The following is a 17,996-nucleotide window of genomic DNA, read 5'->3' on the forward strand; positions in this document are numbered from 1 at the left end:
GTCCCCCCAGCCGGCGAACGAGACGGATATTCACCGCATACCGTCGCAAACCACCCCGGCGAACCGGCGCGGCCGGGGCGGAAGGGCCCGGGCAGGCCCGGGCGAGAAGGCGCTCCCCCGGTACGGGCGGCGGGGCGGGCGGCAGGGGCGGCGAGGAGGCGGGCGGCAGGGGCGGGTGCCGCCGCGGCGGGAACCGCTGCCCGCCGCAGCGGCGACCGCTGCGCCGGCCGGACGATCTCCGGGGTAGGTTCCAGCGGTGACCTCCTGGTTCTCGACGCGGCAGGAAAGGGGCGGGATGACCGAGACCGTGACCAACTGGGCCGGCAACATCACCTACACGGCCAAGGAAGTGCACCGGCCGCACTCGCTGGACGCGCTGCGGGCGCTGGTGGCGGACAGCGCGCGGGTGCGGGTGCTGGGCAGCGGGCACTCCTTCAACGAGATCGCCGATCCGGGCGCCGACGGGGCCCTGCTGTCGCTGGCCGCCCTGCCGCCGCGGATCGACGTCGACACGGCGGCCCGTACGGTACGGGTCGGCGGCGGCGTCCGGTACGCGCAGCTGGCCCGCCGGGTGCACGAGCACGGGCTGGCGCTGCCCAACATGGCGTCCCTGCCGCACATCTCCGTGGCCGGCTCGGTGGCGACCGGCACGCACGGCTCGGGCGTCGGCAACGGCTCGCTCGCGTCGGCCGTGCGGGAGGTGGAACTCGTCACGGCGGACGGCTCGACCGTCGTCATCGGCCGCGGGGACCCGCGCTTCGGCGGCGCCGTCACCTCCCTCGGCGCGCTCGGGGTGGTCACCGCGCTCACCCTCGACCTGGAGCCGGCGTTCGAGGTCGAGCAGCACCTGTTCACCGAACTGCCGCTCCGAGGGCTGGACTTCGAGACCGTGGCGGCGACCGCGTACAGCGTGAGCCTGTTCACCGACTGGCGTGCGCCGGGCTTCCGGCAGGTGTGGCTGAAGCGGCGCACCGACCAGCCGCTGCCCGTCTTCCCGTGGGCCGCTCCCGCCACCGAGAAGCTGCACCCGGTGCCGGGCATGCCCGCCGTCAACTGCACCGAGCAGTTCGGCGTGCCCGGGCCGTGGCACGAGCGGCTGCCGCACTTCCGGGCCGAGTTCACCCCGAGCAGCGGCGCCGAGCTGCAGTCGGAGTACCTGATGCCGCGGCCGTACGCCCTCGACGTGCTGCACGCGCTGGACGCGATACGGGCGACGGTGGCGCCCGTGCTGCAGACCTGCGAGGTGCGCACGGTCGCCGCCGACGAGCAGTGGCTGAGCCCGGCGTACGGGCGGGACACCGTGGCGGTGCACTTCACCTGGGTCGAGGACACGGCGGCGGTGCTGCCGGTGGTGCGGCGGGTCGAGGAGGCGCTGGCCGGCTTCGAGGCGCGGCCCCACTGGGGGAAGGTCTTCACCGCTCCGGCGGCCGAGCTGTGGAAGCGCTACCCGCGGCTGGGCGACTTCCGGGCGCTGGCGCGGGAGCTGGACCCGCGGGGGAAGTTCGCCAACGCGTTCGTGCGGGACGTCCTGGACGGCCGGACCGGCCGGACCGGCCGCGGCTGACCCGGCCCGGGCCTCGCGAAGCCCTTTTCCGAAGCCCTTGTCGAAAGCCACCGCGGCCCCTAGCCTTGCGCCGCGCCGGAGTTCGGGTCGCCCCGGCCCGGCCTGGCAGGGAGGGGGCCGTCCGGTGAAGCGCACCTCACGCGACATCCGCACCGCGAACCGCTACGAGGTGCTGCGCCAGATCATCGCCGCGTCGCCCACGTCCCGGCAGGAGCTGGCGGCCGCCACCGGCCTCTCGCTCGCCACGGTCGCCACCCTGGTCGGCGAGCTGCTCGGCCTCCGCGTGATCACGGAGGCCGGGTCCGAGGACTCGGCCGGCGGCCGCTCCCGGGGCCTGGTCGCGGTCAACGCCCCGGGCGGCGCGCTGATCGGCGTCGACGTCGCGGAGACCTACGTCCGGGTCGAGCTGTTCGACCTCGCCCTGAACGTGCCGGCCCGCGCCGGCGAGGACATGCGCCCCGGCGAGAGCCGCCCCGAGCAGGTGGCCGGCCGGGTCGCCGCGGCCGTCGGCTCGGTGGTCGCGCGGGCCGGCGTCGAAGGGGCCCGGGCGCCCGGGCCGTCCGGGTGGCGCGCTCCCCCCATCCGGCCGACCGGTCCGTCACCTTCCACCCGATCCTCATGGCCACGGCCGTTCCCACTCCGCCCCTGGTGTCCGTGCTCCCCTTCCTGCCGCGCCGGCCGGCCCGGGGGACCGCACGGACCGGCATCAAGGGCCGACCTAGGAGACCGATGTCCTTCCGCGCCTCTCCCGCCCCGGCCGCCGCCTACGTCGAGGACGTCGCGCCCGGCCGCGGAACGCTGCCCCCGCGCGCCTGGTACGCGTCCTCGGACGCGAAGTCCCTCTCCCTGAACGGCAGCTGGCGGTTCCGGCTGTCGCCGGCCGCCGACGCCGAGGACGACGCGTTCGCCGCGCCCGGGTACGACGCCGGCCACTGGGCCGAGGTGTCCGTCCCCGGCCACTGGGTCCTGCAGGGGCACGGCGCGCCGATCTACACCAACCACCTCTACCCCTTCCCGGTGGACCCGCCGCACGTCCCGGCGGAGAACCCCACCGGTGACCACCTGCGCGTCTTCGACCTGCCGGCGGACTGGCCCGCCGGCGGGGACGCGGTGCTGCGCTTCGACGGGGTGGAGTCCTGCGCCCGGGTCTGGCTCAACGGCACCGAGCTCGGCGAGTTCAAGGGCTCCCGGCTGCCGCACGAGTTCGCCGTCGGGCACCTGCTGGAGCCGGCCGGCAACGTGCTCGCGGTCCGGGTCCACCAGTGGTCGGCCGGGTCATACCTGGAGGACCAGGACCAGTGGTGGCTGCCCGGCATCTTCCGGGACGTGACGCTGCTGCACCGCCCGGCGGGCTGCGCGGGCGACTTCTTCGTGCACGCCTCCTACGACCACACCACCGGCCGGGGCACCCTGCGCGTCGACTCCGACGTCGAGGGGCGGGTCACCGTGCCCGCGCTGGGCGTCGACGTCGCGACCGGCGAGTCCGTGACGGTCCCGGTCGAGCCGTGGTCGGCGGAGGAGCCGACGCTGTACGACGGCGTGCTGGCCACCCCCGGCGAGCGGGTGCCGCTCAGGATCGGCTTCCGCACGGTCGTCCTGGCGGACGGCCTGATCCGGGTCAACGGCAGGCCGGTCCTCTTCCGGGGCGTCAACCGGCACGAGTGGCACCCGGAGCGGGGCCGCGCCCTGGACCCGGCGACGATGCGCGAGGACGTGCTGCTGATGAAGCGGCACAACGTCAACGCCGTCCGCACCTCGCACTATCCGCCGCACCCGGCCTTCCTCGACCTGTGCGACGAGTACGGGCTGTGGGTGATCGACGAGTGCGACCTGGAGACCCACGGCTTCACCGAGCAGGGCTGGCGGGACAACCCCGTCGACGACGACCGCTGGACCCCGGCCCTGCTGGACCGCGCCGCCCGCATGGTGGAGCGGGACAAGAACCACCCGTCGGTGGTCTTCTGGTCCCTCGGCAACGAGGCGGGCACCGGGCGCGGCCTGACCGCGATGGCCGAGTGGATCCGCGGCCGGGACGCCTCGCGGCTCGTGCACTACGAGGGCGACGCCACCTGCCGCGACACGGACGTGTACGCGCGGATGTACGCCTTCCACGAGGAGGTGGAGCGGATCGGCCGGGGCCTGGACGGCGGTCCCCGCAAGCGGCGCGCACTCCCCTTCGTCCACTGCGAGTACGGGCACGCCATGGGCAACGGCCCCGGCGGGCTCGCCGACTACCAGGAGCTGTACGAGACGTACGACCGGCTCCAGGGCGGGTTCGTCTGGGAGTGGATCGACCACGGCATCGCGCATCCGGAGCTCGGCTTCGCCTACGGCGGCGACTTCGGGGAGGAGCTGCACGACTCCAACTTCGTCTGCGACGGGCTGCTCTTCCCCGACCGGCGGCCCTCGCCGGGGCTCGTCGAGTACGCCAAGGTGATCGAGCCGGTCCGCATCGACGGCGGCGCCGCGGACGGTGCTGTGCGGATCACCAACCGGTACGACTTCGCCGACCTGTCCCACCTGGAGTTCGAGTGCCTGCACCAGGTGGACGGCGAGGTCACGGCGACGGCCCGGCTCACGGTGGAGCCGCTGGCGCCCGGCGAGTCGGCAAAGGTCGCGCTGCCCCCGGCCCCCGACGGCCGGGGCGCCGAGGTGCAGTGGACGGTCCGCGCCCGGCTCGCCGAGGACACCCCCTGGGCGGAGCGGGGCCATGTGGTGGCGTGGGGGCAGGGCACGGTCGCCCGGCGCGCTCCCGCGCCCGCCGCGGCCGGTGTCCGGCCCGCCGCCGACGGCGGGCGGATCACGCTCGGCCCGGCCGTGTTCGACGCCCGCACCGGCGTCCTGCGCGGCATCGGCGGGGTGGACGTCACCGGGCTGCGCCTGGACGTGTGGCGGGCGCCGACCGACAACGACGACGGCGCCCCGTGGCAGCCGGACGTCCGGTACGGGGTGCTGTGGCGCACCCTGGGCCTGCACCGGATGCGGCACCGCCTGGACGCCGTCGAGGCCGGCGGCGACGCGCTGACGGTACGGACCCGGGTGGCGCCCGCGGGCCGGGAGCTGGGCCTGGCCGCCGCCTACCGGTGGACCTCGGACGGCACCCGGGTCCGGCTGGCCGTCTCGGTCGTGCCGGAGGGGGACTGGACGGTGCCGCTGCCCCGGCTCGGCATCCGGTTCGGGCTGCCGCGGGCCGACCGGGTCCGCTGGTTCGGCGGGGGCCCGGGCGAGGCGTACCCGGACACCAGGGCCGCGTCGCTGCTGGGCCGCTGGGAGGCGACGGTGGAGGAGCTGCAGACGCCGTACGTCCGCCCGCAGGAGAACGGCGCGCGGGCCGACGTCCGCTGGGCGGAGATCGGCGGGCTGCGCGTCGAGGGCGAGCCGGAGTTCTGGTTCACCGCGCGCCGCTGGACCACCGAGCAGCTGGACGCGGCCCGGCACCTGACCGACCTCGTCCCCGGCGACACGGTGTGGGTCAACCTCGACCACGGGCAGCACGGCATCGGGTCGCAGTCGTGCGGCCCCGGCCCGCTGCCGCGGTACTTCCTGCGGGCCGAGCCCGCGGAGTTCTCCTTCGTGTTCGCCCCGTCGCCCGGCTGATCCCGCCCGGGGCGCGGTACGGGGGTCCGCGGCGTCGTGGCGCGGCGCCGGGTGTGCGTCCGCGCGCCCGGCGCCGCCGCGGCCCGGCCTCCGGTGCGGGAGGGCGCTCCGGGTGAGGCGCGGTCCGTCAGGCCCGGCCCCGGGCGGTGCGGATCGGCGTGACCAGCGCGGCCAGGGCGATCAGGACGCAGCACGCGCCGGCGGCCAGGGCGGCGGGTTCCGTGCCGTGCCGTTCCGCGGCCCAGGTGAGCAGGGCCGCGCCGACCGGGGCGGCCGCGTACTGGAGGGTCCAGAATGCGGCGGTGACCCGGCCCAGCAGGGGCTCCGGGGTCACCTCCTGGCGCAGCGACATGGAGCAGGTGCCGGCGACGGCGACGGCGGACAGGAAGGCCGCGCTCAGCGCGGCGACGGCCGGCACGTCCTGGGCCCCGCCGAGTCCGGCGAGGGCGAGCCCGGACACCGCGACGGCGCCGGTCCACGTCGGGCCGAAGCCGAGGCGGCGGCGGACGCGGGCGACCAGCAGGGCGCCGGTGACGGTGCCGAGCGCGCCGACGGCCAGCACGGTGCCGACGGTGCCGTCGTCGCGGCCCAGGTCGTGCTTGAGGCGGTAGATGACCAGGTCGTTGAGGCCGAGGGTGAGGAAGCTGAAGAGGAACAGCGCGGCGGTCAGGGCGCGCAGCACCGGGTGCCCGTACAGGAAGGCGATCCCGGCCCGCAGGTCCCGCCACAGCCCGGCCCGCTCCCCCGCCCGGTCGTCCGCGGGGCGGGCCCGGAAGCGTACGAGCGCCAGGCAGGCGGCCGACACCCCGAAGCTGGCCGCGTTCACGCCGACCGCGGCGGCCGGGCCGGACCAGGCGGCGACAATCCCCGCGCACAGCGGGCCGAGCACGCCCGCGGCGGCGGCCGTGGCGTTCAGCCGTCCGTTGGCCTCCGTGAGCCGCTCGGTGCCGACCAGGCCGCGCACGACGGTGACGTAGCCGACGGCGAACAGCATGCCGACGGCCTCGCACAGCGGCAGCACGGCGTACAGCAGCGGGATCCGCGGGCCGGACAGCCACACCAGCGGGACCAGGCCGTACAGGACCATGCGCACGAGGTCGCAGCCGATGAGCAGCCGGCGGGGGTCCACGCGGTCCACCACGACCCCGGCGAACACCGCCGCCACCACCGAGGCCGCCCCGCCGACCGCGGTGAGCAGCCCCATCCGGGCGACGGACCCGGTGGCGTCCAGGACCAGCAGCGGCAGGGCGATCAGGGCGAAGGAGTCGCCGAGGACGGAGAGGGTCTGCGCGGCCCAGAAGATCCCGAAGTCGCGCCGCCGGCCCGGCGGACGGGTGCCGGGCCGCGTGCGGCCGGTGTCCGGCGGATGCCGCCCGGCCCGCTCCTCGGGCGCCTCGTACGTCATCGGTCCGGTGCCGTCCGCCGCCCCGTCACACGCACCCTCCCCGTCGGCTCCTCCGTCCGGCAACCGTACCGCCCCGGCCGCGGGTCAGGGCGCGGCCGGGGCGGTACGGGCGGGCCGTCACGGCCTCAGTGGTCGGCGCAGCACGGCGTGGGCTCGGGGACCTCGAAGGGCACCAGGGTGCCCCCGGCGGCCGGCATCGCGGCCAGCAGGAGACGGCCGTCGTGCCACTGCGGGCGCACGTGGTCCCGGGTGTGCAGCCGGGTGTCCGGGGCGGGGCGCTCCGGGGCGCCGAGGACCGTGACGCCGTCGATCGCGGACCGGGCGAGCAGGTCCGCGACCGTCAGCGTGCCGGTGAGCGCGCGGACTCCCGGGTAGAGCACCGCGCGTCCCGAGCCGTCCGGCGCGCCGGGCGACACCTCGTACCCCTGGGCCCCGAGCCGCTCCCGGGCGATGCGCAGGAGCGGCTCCGAGGGCAGGGCGAGGGACACCACGACCCGCGGGTGCCCGCCGCGCACCAGGTGCGTGCAGCCGAACGCGTCCTCGGGCAGGGCGAGTCCGACCGCCAGCGTGTGCAGCAGGTGGTCGGCGGCGCGCAGGTCCCGGATCCCCGCGTCCACGGTGAGGACGTGCGGCGTCACGAGGGCAGGACCCACACCGGGTTGGAGTAGAACCACAGGTCGCGCCACGGGTCGGCGTCGCCGACGACGTCCAGGGCCGGGCCCGCCGGGTCGACCGCGGCGCCCATCGCGCCGACGGCGGTGCGGTTGCCGTCGGTGCCGCGCAGCCGGACGTACACGGGGCGGTCGACGCGGCCGAGGTCGTAGGTGAGGCGGACCGTGCCGGTGGACTTGTCCACCTCGTAGGACTTGACGACCTTGGCGGTGGGGGCGGTGAAGGTGTCCTTGTCCTTCACCTCGCCCGTCACGTCGCCCTGGATGACGTCCACGCGGGCCAGCTTCGGCACGAAGCCCGCCCAGTTGGGGCCGCCGGCCAGCGCCACGTCGGCGGTGAGCGTGACGTGCGCGCCCTTCTTCACGTGCAGGGCGCCGCCGAGCGTGGCCCAGCGGCCGCCGCCGGCGACGCGGACGTCGAGGCCGCTGATGAGCTGCCCGTGGTCGACCCAGATGCGGCCGGCGCGGATGCCGTCCATGACGGCGGCGTAGGAGAAGCCGTCGGCGCCGACGTGGGTGCGGCTGTACTGGCCGGGCCAGTAGTCGCCCTGGGTGATGTCGATCTGCCCGCCGTAGACCGGGTCCGCGTAGCGGCCGTCGGTGGCGAAGTCGCCGCCGGTGCCGCGCACGGCGGTGTCGGCGTAGACCTGGTGGGAGTCGGAGTTGGCGGTGATCCACCAGGGCTTGCCCTCGGCGAGGAGGCTGTCCCACAGGCCGCCGACGGTGGCGGTCATCCAGTCGAAGCCGCCCCAGGTGCGGTAGGACTCCAGCGGGTAGCCGGCGAAGGAGTTGGCGCTGGGGTTGTTGTCGTAGATGCCGCGGGCGCGGCCCATGCCCAGGGGCGTGGGCAGGCCGGCGGCCTGGTGGCCGGGGGCGCCCTCGAAGCCGACGGCGATCCGGTGGCTCGCGGGCGTGGCGTCGCGCCAGGCGCGGATCTCGTGCGGGGAGTCGACGCCGCGCCGCGCCGGGTGGTTGGCGAGCATCAGCGCGTCCTTGACCTTGCGCCGCTTGACCTGGTCGTGGAGGAAGGCGAGGCCGGCGACGGCGAGCGCCTCGTTGGCGGGCGTGGAGTCGGAGGCGCCCTTGACGCTGCCGTCGTAGTCGGTCTCGAACTGCTTGAGGACGGAGACCTCGTTCTTGCCGGGGTGCACGAAGACGGTGCCGTGCTCGGCGGCGGGGATGTTCCACTCCAGGCCCTGGAAGACGAGGGTGTCCTCGTAGGCGGCGCGGGCTTCCTGGATGTCCGGGTTGACCTTCTCCACACCGATCTTGGCGTGCGTGGCGCTGCCGTGGTCGGTGATGACGAGCCAGTCCATGCCGTGCCGGGCGCCCTGGCGGACCTGGTCGACGACGCGGTACTTGCCGTCGCTGCTGTACTGGGTGTGGATGTGGTGGTCGCCGGCCAGCCACAGGAAGCCCTTGCCGCGGCGGCCGTTGGAGGCGGCGCGGGCGGGGGCGGCGGCCGTCGTCTGGGCGAGGACGCCGCCCGCGGCCAGGCCGGCGCCGAGCAGGCCGGCGCGGCGCAGCAGGGAGCGGCGCGACCGCTGCTCGGGGGTCAGGGCCTCGTCGGGCACGGAGGTGTCGAAGGCCGCGGGCAGCTCCGGTCCCTCGTGGCCGTGGTGTCCGTGGTGATGCCCGTGTCCATGACCGTGTCCGTGGTCGTGGCCGTGTCCCATGATGTGCCTCCTGAGTGCCGCTGCCTTCCGCGGCTGCCTTCTCGCCGCACTGCTGTGCGTGCGTGAGGAGGATCAACATGGAAGATGAATGTTGAACGGCCTGGAGGTGAGCGGCAGACGTCCCGGACACGGCCGCTCGGCCCATCCGTCACAGCTTTCCCTGTTTCCCCTGAAAATCACACCAGTTGTGCCGGCCGTGAGCGGCGCCGGACGGCTCGTCGGCCGCGTCCCGGCGAACGCGCCGGATCCTTGGGACACTAGGCTCTCTCCTAGGAATCCCAGGTTCGCGGAGGTCCCGCCATGCCCCGTGCCGGCCTCACCACCGACCGCCTGGTCGCGGCCGCCGCCGAACTCGCCGACGAGGTCGGCTTCGAGAACGTCACGCTGTCGGCGCTGGCGCGCCGCTTCGGCGTGAAGGACGCGAGCCTGTACACGCACGTCAAGAACCTCCAGGATCTGCGCACCCACCTGGCCCTGTTCGCGGGCGGCGAGCTGATCGACCGGATCGCGGCGGCGGTCGCCGGGCGGGCCGGGAAGGACGCGCTGGCCGCCTTCGCCGGCGCCTACCGCGAGTACGCGCTCACCCGGCCGGGCCGGTACGCGGCGACCCAGATCCGCATCGACCAGGACCTGGTCGCCGGCTCCCCGACCCTGCGCCGCACCGCCGAGATCACCTACGGCATGCTGCGCGGCTACGGCCTGCGGGAGCCCGACCTCACCGACGCCGTGCGCCTGCTGCGCGCCACCTTCCACGGCTACTGCGCCCTGGAGGCGGCCGGCGGCTTCGGCGCCCCCCGCGACGTCCGGGCGTCCTGGGAGAAGGCGGTCGACGCCCTGCACATCACGCTGGAGAACTGGCCCCGCGAGGACGGGGACGGCCGCTGACCCGCACCGCGCCGGGCGCGTTCCCCGGCGGGCACGCCGGCGCGGTGCGGGTACCCGGGAAGGCGCGCGGAGCGGTTTGCGGCGGCGCCGGCCGCCGGCGCTCCGGGGGGACATGCGGCCACTTGCAGGAAAATTGAGTTACGTCGTATAAACAATGTCCGATCGACCGTCTTCTCACGGGTTTCGTGCTCACGTGCGTGCTCCGTGATGCCGTGCCCGTGTTTCGTGGTGTTGGGCTGTCATGGCGGGAAGGTGATCGATGGGCCAGGGCTGGACGTTCGCCGGAGAGGCGACGCAGGGCGGCGGCGACTCGGTGACGCTGATCGAGGGATCGTCGTTCTGTCTGTCCGAGCGGGGCGGTGACCTCGCACCCGGTACTCCTCAAGGACTCTTCCACCGCGACACCCGCATCCTGTCCGTCTGGCAGCTGCGGCTGGACGACGAGGAGGTCGACCCGCTCTCCGTCATCGCGCAGGAGCCGTACGAGGCCCTGTTCCTGGGCCGGGCCCGGCCGCGTCCCGGACACAGCGAGGCCACCGTCCTGGTCGAGCGGCGCCGGTTCGTGGGCGCGGGCATGCGCGAGGACCTGGTGCTGCGCAACCTCGGCAACGAGGCCGCCGCCTGCCGGCTCACCCTGCGCGTCGAGGCCGACTTCGCCGACCTGTTCGAGGTCAAGGAGGGCCGGGTCCAGCCGCGCGGCCAGTACGGCGTCGATTACGGCGACGGGGTGCTCTCCCTGAACCGGCAGTGGCGCGGCGAGAGCCGGGGGGTGCGGATCGTCGCCGAGGACGCCATCTGCTCGCCCGGCCAGCTCACCTTCCGCGCACTCGTCCCGCCGCGCGGCACCTGGCGGGCGTCCGTACTGGTGACGCCGGTGATCGACGGGGTGGAGACGCCCACGTCGTTCCCGCTGGAGCGGCCCGTGGAGCAGGCCGGGCCGTCGGTGCGGACCAGTGAGTGGCGTCAGTCCGGGCCGCGGGTGAAGGTCGGCGACGAGTCGCTGGCGCTGACGCTGCGGCGCAGCTGCCAGGACCTGGGCGCCCTGCGCATCTTCGACCCCGGGCGGCCGGACACGCCCGTCGTCGCGGCCGGCGCCCCCTGGTTCATGGCGCTGTTCGGACGCGACTCGATCCTCACCGCGCTGATGTCGCTGCCCCTCGACCCGCAGCTCGCCCTCGGCACCGCCCAGACGCTCGCCCGGTACCAGGGCACGCGGACCGACCCGGTGACCGAGGAGGAGCCGGGGAAGATCCCGCACGAGCTGCGCTTCGGCGTCGAGGCGTCCCTCGCGCTCGGCGGCACCGTGTACTACGGCACCGTCGACGCCACCCCGCTGTTCGTGATGCTGCTCGGCGAGCTGTGCCGCTGGGGCGTCGACCCGGACGCGGTGCGGGAGCTGCTGCCGCACGCCGACCGGGCGCTGGAGTGGGTGGAGAAGTACGGCGACCGCGACGGCGACGGCTTCGTCGAGTACCGGCGCTCCACCGACCGGGGCCTGGCCAACCAGGGCTGGAAGGACTCCTGGGACGGCGTCAACAGCGCCGACGGAAAGCTCGCCGAGCCGCCCATCGCGCTCGCCGAGGTGCAGGGGTACGTGTACGGCGCGTACCGGGCGCGGGCGCTGCTCGCCGAGCACACCGGGGACGCGGCGGGCGCCGCGCGCTGGCACGAGCGGGCCCGGCAGCTCAAGCGGCGCTTCAACGAGGTGTTCTGGCTGCCCGGGCGCGGCTGGTACGCCGAGGCGCTGGACGGCGACAAGAACCCGGTCGACTCCCTCGCCTCCAACATGGGCCACTGCCTGTGGACCGGCATCGTCGACGAGGACAAGGCCGAAGCGGTCGCCGAGCGGCTGCTGTCCCCCGAGATGTTCAGCGGCTGGGGCGTGCGCACCCTGGCCACCACCATGGCCGCGTACAACCCGATGAGCTACCACAACGGCTCGGTGTGGCCGCACGACAGCGGCATCGTCGCCGCCGGTCTGATGCGCTACGGCTTCACCGACCACGCCCGCCGCGTCGCCGAGGCCGTCCTGGACGCCGCGGCGGCCTTCGGCGGGCGGCTGCCGGAGCTGCTGTGCGGCTTCGACCGCGCCGAGTACGCCCAGCCGGTGCCGTACCCGGCGGCCTGCTCGCCGCAGGCGTGGGCCTCCGCCACGCCCGTGTACCTGCTGCGGGTGCTGCTGGGCGCCGAGGTGTGCGTCCCGCACGGCCGGATCCGGCTCGCCCCCGTGCTGCCCGCCCGCTTCGGCGCCCTGCGGCTGACCGAGGTGCCGGTCGGCACGGCCCAGGTGGGCGTCCGGGTGACCGAGGCCGGGGAGGTCCAGGTCACCGGGCTGCCCGCGGGGATGGAGGTCTCGACGCAGCCCTGCGCCTGCACGGCCGCCTCCGCCCCGCCGTCCTCCTGACCCACGACGCAGGCTTTCCCCCGCACCGGACGGCGCCCGGCGCCCCCGTGGGCGCCCGCGCCGTCCGTGTCCCGCCGCCGCGGCCGACGCCGTCCGTGGCCGGCCCACTCCCACCCCTCGCCCCTGTTTCCGGGCATGACATGGCACGCCGAGCCGCGGCGGGGCCGTGCCGTGCGCGCAAGCAGCGGGCGCGACCGGCCGTCCGCCGCACGGGCGCGCGCCGGCGCCGGGCGGCCGTCCGGCGCCGGCCGCGGCGCCCCGGCGGCGGACGCACCCAAGGAAAGGAGCTTGACGTGAGCAACCGGCCGCTTCGTATCGCCATGGTCGCGCCGCCGTGGTTCGAGCTCCCGCCGCGCGGCTACGGCGGGATCGAGGCGATGTGCGCCGACCTCACCGACGCGCTGGTGGAGCGCGGCCACGACGTCACCCTGATCGCCGCGGGCCGCAACGGCACCCGCGCCCGCCGCATGCTGCGCACCTACGACGTGCCGCAGGGCAAGCGGCTGGGCGAGCCGCTGCCCGAGGTGTGGCACACCGCGGCCACCGCCCGCATCCTCGACGGCCTCGACGTGGACGTCGTCCACGACCACACCCTGGCCGGCCCGCTGCTGGCCCGCGGCCGGAGCGTGCCCACCGTGGTGACCACGCACGGCCCGCTGGACGGCGAACCGGGCGACTACTACCGGCAGCTGGGCGACTCCGTGCACCTGGTGGCGATCTCGGACTCGCAGCGCTCCCAGGCCCCGGACCTCAACTGGGCGGGCACGGTGCACAACGCGCTGCGCGCGGGCGACTTCCCCTACCGGCGCGACAAGGAGGACTGGGTCTTCTTCCTCGGCCGCTGCACCCCCGACAAGGGCATGCACCTCGCCATCGACGCCGCGCGCGCCGCGGGCCGGACGATCAAGCTGGCGGCCAAGTGCAGCGAGCCCGCCGAACACGCCTACTTCGAGGCCGAGATCAAGCCGCGGCTCGGCCCGGGCGTGGAGTGGCTCGGCGAGGTGACGGGCGAGCGCAAGAAGCAGCTGCTGGCCCGCGCGCGCTGCCTGCTCTTCCCGCTCCAGTGGGAGGAGCCGTTCGGCATGGTGATGATCGAGGCGATGGTGTGCGGCACGCCGGTGGTCACGCTGCGCCGCGGCTCGGTCCCGGAGGTCGTCGTCGACGGGGTGACGGGCCTGGTCCGTGACGACGTGGCCGAACTGCCCGACGCCGTCGAGGCGGTGGGCGCCCTCGACTCGCGCGACTGCCGCAACCACGTCATCGAGCACTTCCAGCCGGACACCATGGCGGCCGGCTACGAGGCGGTCTACCGCAAGGTCGTCGAGTCCTCGGCCCCGGCTCCGACGCCCCTCGTGCCGAGGCCGAGGCAGAAGGACATGGCGCCGGTGGCCTGACCGGCCCGGCGGGCGGCCCGCCGGACCGGCGGTGTCCGGCGGGCCGCTCCCGGGTACCCGGCGGGCGTCGTACTTCCGTGACTGCCCTTCGCTGCCTTGGAGGTGGAGATGGAGAACGGGACGAAGCGGCGTCCGCAGGACAGCTTATGGGTGATCGGCCTGTTCGCCCTGGTCGTCGGTTTCGTGGTCCGCCTGCTCTTCGACGGGATGTCCGCGTGGCCGTACGCCGCCGTGAGCGCCGCGTTCCTGGCCGGCTGGACCGTGTGGCTGGTGCGCCGCCGACGGCGGCACGACGCCGCGACCACGGGGACGGAGGCGGACGACGTCCCGGCCATGGAGCGGCAGGTCCTCAAGGGCGGGCCGGCGCCGCAGGATCCGCGGCGGCGGCAGGCGATGGCGGCCTTCGTCGCCTCCCGCCAGGAGCGGATACGCCGCAACAGCTGGTGGGCGCTGCCCTTGCTGGCCCTCCTCTTCTTCGGCGTCTCGGCCCTGTGGTTCGCGTCCGGCTCCGTCACCGCGGGCGGCTGGACCCTGGCACTGGCCGTGGCGTTCATGACCTGGTTCACCTGGTACAACCGCCGCTTCGCCCGCCGTCTCGAACAGATGCGGCGCCGCCTGCAGAGCTGACCCGGAGCGCCCCGGTTCCGGTCGGGGCGCCCGGGGGTTCAGCCCGCCCGGACCAGGCCCTCGGGCACCAGGCGCCGGGCGACGAGCGCGTCGCGGACCAGTTGCGCGTACACGGTGGCGCCGTGCACGGAGGTGTGCGTGTTGTCCCGTTTCTCGTCGTGGAGGTACAGCGCCTTGGAGCCCTCGACGCCGAGGGACTCCACCAGCGCCTTGGTCTTCGCGGTGAGGTCGATCAGCGGCACGTCCCGGTCGGCGGCGACCGAGCGGATCACCGCCGGGTGGTCGACGCCGAGGCCGTTGACGAGCAGCGCGGTGCCGTTGTCCAGCGTCCCGTCGGCGTTGAACCAGCGCCGCACGATCGGCGTGACCAGGACCGGCTCGCCGCCCCGGTCCCGCACGCCCGCCACCAGCGCCTCCAGGTTGGCCCGGTAGGTCGCCCCGTCCGTCGTCTTGTCGTTGTGGGCGAGCTGGATCAGGACCAGGTCGCCGGGGCGGATCCGCGCCCGGACGGTGTCCCACAGCCGCGGGTCCCGGAGGTAGGAGACGGTGCTCTCCCCGGAGTCGGCGTGGTTGGCGACCGACAGGCCCTTGCGCAGGTACCGGGGCAGTTGCTGGCCCCAGCCCGCGTACGGGTCGCCGGGCTGGTCGCAGACCGTGGAGTCCCCGACCAGGAGGATCTGCCGGGTGTGCCGGGCGGGGGTGACGCGGACGCCGGCCAGGGCGGGCGCCGGGCCGCCGATCACCAGGTCCAGGCCGGGGCTGCCGTCGGGTCCGGTGGGCTCCCCCTCGGGGGTGCGGACGTCCACGGTGAAGGAGCGGACGGCCCGCTCGCCGGCCGGCACGGACGTCTCGGGCAGCAGGGAGCGCCGGGTCTCGCCGCCGATCGCGGTGGCGGACGCGGTCCCGCCGCCCAGCACCACCCGCACGTCGTACGTGCCGGGCGGCACGTCGAAGTGGCAGGCCGTGGCGGTGCAGTGCTCGATGCCGGGCGGCCGGCGGGCCTCGCCGGCCCGGGCCGGTGCGGCCGGCAGGGCGGCGCCCAGGGCCGCCGCCGCCAGCACGGCCAGGGACAGGCGTCCCGCCGGGCCGGTCATGTTCCGCGCGTCCACTGCTGGTTGGTCCCTCCGTTGCAGGGGTGGGTGATGAGCGCGGCGGAGTCGGCCGTGGACGCGCCGCTCACGTCCAGGCACTCCCCGGTCGCCCGGGATCTGATAGTGAGGTGGGAGCCGGTGGTGGTGAGGGACCACTGCTGGTCCGTCGCCGCGCTGTCGCAGTCCTCCTGGGTGACGGTGCTCGCGTTCTCCCGCACGCACAGGGAGCTGTTGCGGACCATCAGCTGGTGGTAGCCGCCGCCGGCGGGCCGGAACCAGAACCGCTGGTTGCCGCCGCCGTTGCAGTCGTACTGCTTGAGCTGGGCGCCCTGCCACTGCGACTGGCCGGTGACGTCGGCGCACTTGCCGCTGTGCCGGGCGGTCAGCGTGTGGTAGGCGGCGGCGGTGCCGGTGACCGTCCCGGCGTCGGCGTCGACCGTGATCTCCGGGTACCAGGACAGGGACAGCGAGGTGGCGGTCGGGAAGGCCAGCGGCAGCCACACGTACCGCGAGTCGTTCACGGTCCCGCCGAAGGAGTTGCCCCAGCGGTCGCCCAGGTAGAGGTAGGCGGTGCCGGACGTGCCCTGCACCGGCAGGACGTACGCGGTCTGCGAGCCGTACGCCGTGGAGTCGCCGGCGTTCGTCATCGCCGACCAGGGTCCGGCGAGGCTGGTGGCGGTGGCGTACTGCTGCTGGTTGGGGTTCCAGCCGGTGGCGCCCGAGGTCAGCATGAAGTACACGCCGCCCCGCTTGAACAGGGCCGGGGCCTCGCGGTGGCCGCCCGGCCAGGGGTTGGCGACCAGGCTCGCGACGCCGGTGTAGTCGGCGGTGAGCCGGTAGATGTGCAGGTCGTAGTTCTCGCGGGCGGCGGAGACCAGGTAGCCGGCGCCGTCGGTGTCGGTGAAGACCGTGAGGTCCCGCGACATGTGCCGGCCGAGCGGGCGGAAGCTGCCCCGCCAGGTGTAGTCCCCGTCGACGGTCGAGGAGACGGCGACGGCGGCCCGGGCCTCGCTGTAGTCGGTGCCGTTCTCCTTGTGCATCCACATCACGAACTGGCCGGTGGCCGCGTTGTACATGACCTTCGGCCGTTCGATGTTGGCGGTGGCCAGCTCGGGCGCGGACGACTGGGTCAGGACGTGGTTGCGGAACTCCCAGTTCTTCAGGTCGGTGGAGCGGTAGGCGTCCACGTACCGGAAGGTGTTGTCGGCGTTGCGGTGCTCGCCGAACCAGTAGTAGTAGGCCCCGACCTTGATGACGCCGCCGCCGTGCGCGTGCACGGGGTTGCCCGAGGTGTCGGTGAACTGCGTGCCGTTGACGATCGTCCGGGGCGCGGCCTGGGCGGGCCCGGCGCCGGCCAGGGCGGTGAGCACGCCCAGGCACAGGGCGAGCAGGATCGCGTGCGCGCGTCTCATCTCACGCGCCCTCCCGCGCCGTGTCGGCCACGGGGACGCCGAAGTCCGGGGTGCCGTCCGGCTTCCAGCCCAGCTTCTGGACGCGGGTGTGGCGGTTGGGGTCGTGCAGCGGGTCGCCGGTGATCTCCTTGTACTGGCGGGCGTGGTAGACGAGGACGTCGGTGCGGCCGTCCTCGGCGACCGTGAAGGAGTTGTGGCCGGGGCCGTACTGCCGGGTGGTGTCGTTGCTGGTGAAGACGGGGACCGGGGACTTGGACCAGTTCGCCGGGTTCATGAGGTCGGCGTCGGCGTCGACGGTCAGCAGGCCCATGCAGTAGTTGGCGTCGGTGGCGCTGGCCGAGTAGGTCATGAACAGCCGGCCGTTGCGGGCGATGACCGACGGCCCCTCGTTGACCTTGAAGCCGACGCACTCCCAGGCGTACTCGGGGGTGGACAGCCGCACCTGGGGGCCCGTCAGGGTCCACGGGTCGGCCATCTCGGACAGCCACAGGGCGGTGTTGTTGTCCATACCGGGCTCGTGCTGGGCCCAGGCGAGGTAGCGGGTGCCGCGGTGGGTGAAGGTGGTGGCGTCGAGGGAGAAGGTCTCCCACGCCGTCTTCAGCTGCCCCTTCTCCACCCAGGCGCCGCGGAAGGGGTTGGGGTGGGCGTTCTCCAGCACCCAGATGCGGATGTCCCACACGCTCTCGGCGGGCGCGGCGGCGAAGTAGATGTACCACTTGCCGTCGACGCGGTGGATCTCCGGCGCCCAGATGTGCGCGCCCATGGCGCCGGTGGCGTGCTTGCGCCAGATGACCGACTCGGCGGCGGTCGCCAGGCCGTTCAGGGTGCGGGAGCGGCGCAGGATGATCCGGTCGTACTCCGGGGCGGTGGCGGTGAAGTAGTAGAAGCCGTCGGTGTGGCGGTGGATGTGCGGGTCGGCGCGGTTGCGGACGAGCGGGTTCACGTACGAGGCCGCCTTCGGGGAGGGAGCGGGGGCGGTCCCCGGGGCGGCGAGGGCCTGGGCGGGGGCGGCGGCGAGGGCGCCCGCGGCCAGGGCGCCCTTCAGCATCAGTCTGCGGCTGGGCACGTGGGGGGCCTGACGGGCTTCGGCGGCTTCGGGCAGGTCGTCGGCGCGGCTCATGCGGACTTCCTCTCGGGTGGGGGGATCGAAACGGGGTCCAGTCCCGCTGTGCGCGAATCTGTTCGGTATTTCAAACAACATCTGTCATTACGAACGCCGAAAAGGTAAGGGTGTGTCACGGACAGGTCAACGGGTCCGGCGTGAAGAGGC

General features: G+C 74.6%; 12 protein-coding genes and 1 pseudogene. 7 read left to right on the forward strand and 6 right to left on the reverse strand.

Annotated features, from left to right (window positions below):
* Positions 1-295: 295 nt before the first annotated feature.
* The 3 genes and pseudogenes from ACIBAI_RS19120 (at position 296) to ACIBAI_RS19130 (ending at position 5,161) form a co-directional block, all read left to right on the forward strand.
* Complete coding sequence (locus tag ACIBAI_RS19120; protein ID WP_399035694.1) at positions 296-1,564, forward strand: D-arabinono-1,4-lactone oxidase; 1,269 nt, start codon at positions 296-298, stop codon at positions 1,562-1,564.
* 124 nt (positions 1,565-1,688) lie between these two features.
* Positions 1,689-2,120, forward strand: a pseudogene (locus ACIBAI_RS19125) (winged helix-turn-helix transcriptional regulator); the annotation flags it as partial.
* A 173-nt stretch (positions 2,121-2,293) separates the two neighbouring features.
* Entirely contained in the window at positions 2,294-5,161 is a 2,868-nt protein-coding gene (locus ACIBAI_RS19130) for a glycoside hydrolase family 2 TIM barrel-domain containing protein (RefSeq protein WP_399035695.1), read from the forward strand.
* A gap of 127 nt (positions 5,162-5,288) precedes the next feature.
* Here ACIBAI_RS19130 and ACIBAI_RS19135 read toward each other — a convergent pair whose 3' ends face one another.
* From ACIBAI_RS19135 to ACIBAI_RS19145, 3 genes are all read right to left on the reverse strand, one after another.
* Positions 5,289-6,566 (reverse strand): MFS transporter, encoded by a 1,278-nt coding sequence (locus ACIBAI_RS19135; RefSeq protein WP_399035697.1) that lies wholly within the window; start codon positions 6,564-6,566, stop codon positions 5,289-5,291.
* Between the two features lie 125 nt (positions 6,567-6,691).
* A complete protein-coding gene (locus tag ACIBAI_RS19140) occupies positions 6,692-7,204 on the reverse strand; it encodes a hypothetical protein (RefSeq protein ID WP_399035699.1) in 513 nt (170 codons plus the stop codon).
* The gene (locus tag ACIBAI_RS19145; protein WP_399035700.1) at positions 7,201-8,913 is read right to left on the reverse strand and encodes a PHP domain-containing protein; all 1,713 of its coding nucleotides are present in this window, start codon (positions 8,911-8,913) and stop codon (positions 7,201-7,203) included. The genes ACIBAI_RS19140 and ACIBAI_RS19145 overlap by 4 nt, the downstream gene beginning before the upstream one ends.
* 300 nt (positions 8,914-9,213) lie before the next feature.
* Between ACIBAI_RS19145 and ACIBAI_RS19150 the strand changes: the two genes are divergently transcribed.
* From ACIBAI_RS19150 to ACIBAI_RS19165, 4 genes are all read left to right on the forward strand, one after another.
* Positions 9,214-9,798 (forward strand): TetR/AcrR family transcriptional regulator, encoded by a 585-nt coding sequence (locus ACIBAI_RS19150; protein WP_399035702.1) that lies wholly within the window; start codon positions 9,214-9,216, stop codon positions 9,796-9,798.
* Positions 9,799-10,057: 259 nt separating this feature from the next.
* Entirely contained in the window at positions 10,058-12,202 is a 2,145-nt protein-coding gene (locus tag ACIBAI_RS19155) for a glycogen debranching N-terminal domain-containing protein (RefSeq protein ID WP_399035704.1), read from the forward strand.
* Positions 12,203-12,495: 293 nt separating this feature from the next.
* Entirely contained in the window at positions 12,496-13,596 is a 1,101-nt protein-coding gene (locus tag ACIBAI_RS19160) for a glycosyltransferase family 4 protein (protein ID WP_399035705.1), read from the forward strand.
* Positions 13,597-13,704: 108 nt separating this feature from the next.
* Positions 13,705-14,223, forward strand: a complete 519-nt coding sequence (locus ACIBAI_RS19165; RefSeq protein ID WP_399035707.1) for a hypothetical protein — start codon at positions 13,705-13,707, stop codon at positions 14,221-14,223.
* 38 nt (positions 14,224-14,261) lie between these two features.
* Here the strand turns inward: ACIBAI_RS19165 and ACIBAI_RS19170 are convergent, their stop codons facing one another.
* The 3 genes from ACIBAI_RS19170 to ACIBAI_RS19180 are packed head-to-tail and all read right to left on the reverse strand — an operon-like array spanning position 14,262 to position 17,846.
* Positions 14,262-15,317, reverse strand: a complete 1,056-nt coding sequence (locus tag ACIBAI_RS19170) for a rhamnogalacturonan acetylesterase (RefSeq protein ID WP_399035775.1) — start codon at positions 15,315-15,317, stop codon at positions 14,262-14,264.
* A complete protein-coding gene (locus ACIBAI_RS19175) occupies positions 15,314-16,726 on the reverse strand; it encodes an RICIN domain-containing protein (RefSeq protein WP_399035709.1) in 1,413 nt (470 codons plus the stop codon). Before ACIBAI_RS19175 ends, ACIBAI_RS19170 begins: the two co-directional genes overlap by 4 nt.
* Position 16,727: 1 nt before the next feature.
* Entirely contained in the window at positions 16,728-17,846 is a 1,119-nt protein-coding gene (locus ACIBAI_RS19180; protein WP_399035711.1) for a family 43 glycosylhydrolase, read from the reverse strand.
* Between the last annotated feature and the right edge of the window lie 150 nt (positions 17,847-17,996).

Origin of the sequence: Streptomyces sp. NPDC051041 (assembly GCF_044456065.1) — a bacterium.
GTDB classification, from domain to species: Bacteria; Actinomycetota; Actinomycetes; order Streptomycetales; family Streptomycetaceae; genus Streptomyces; species Streptomyces glaucus.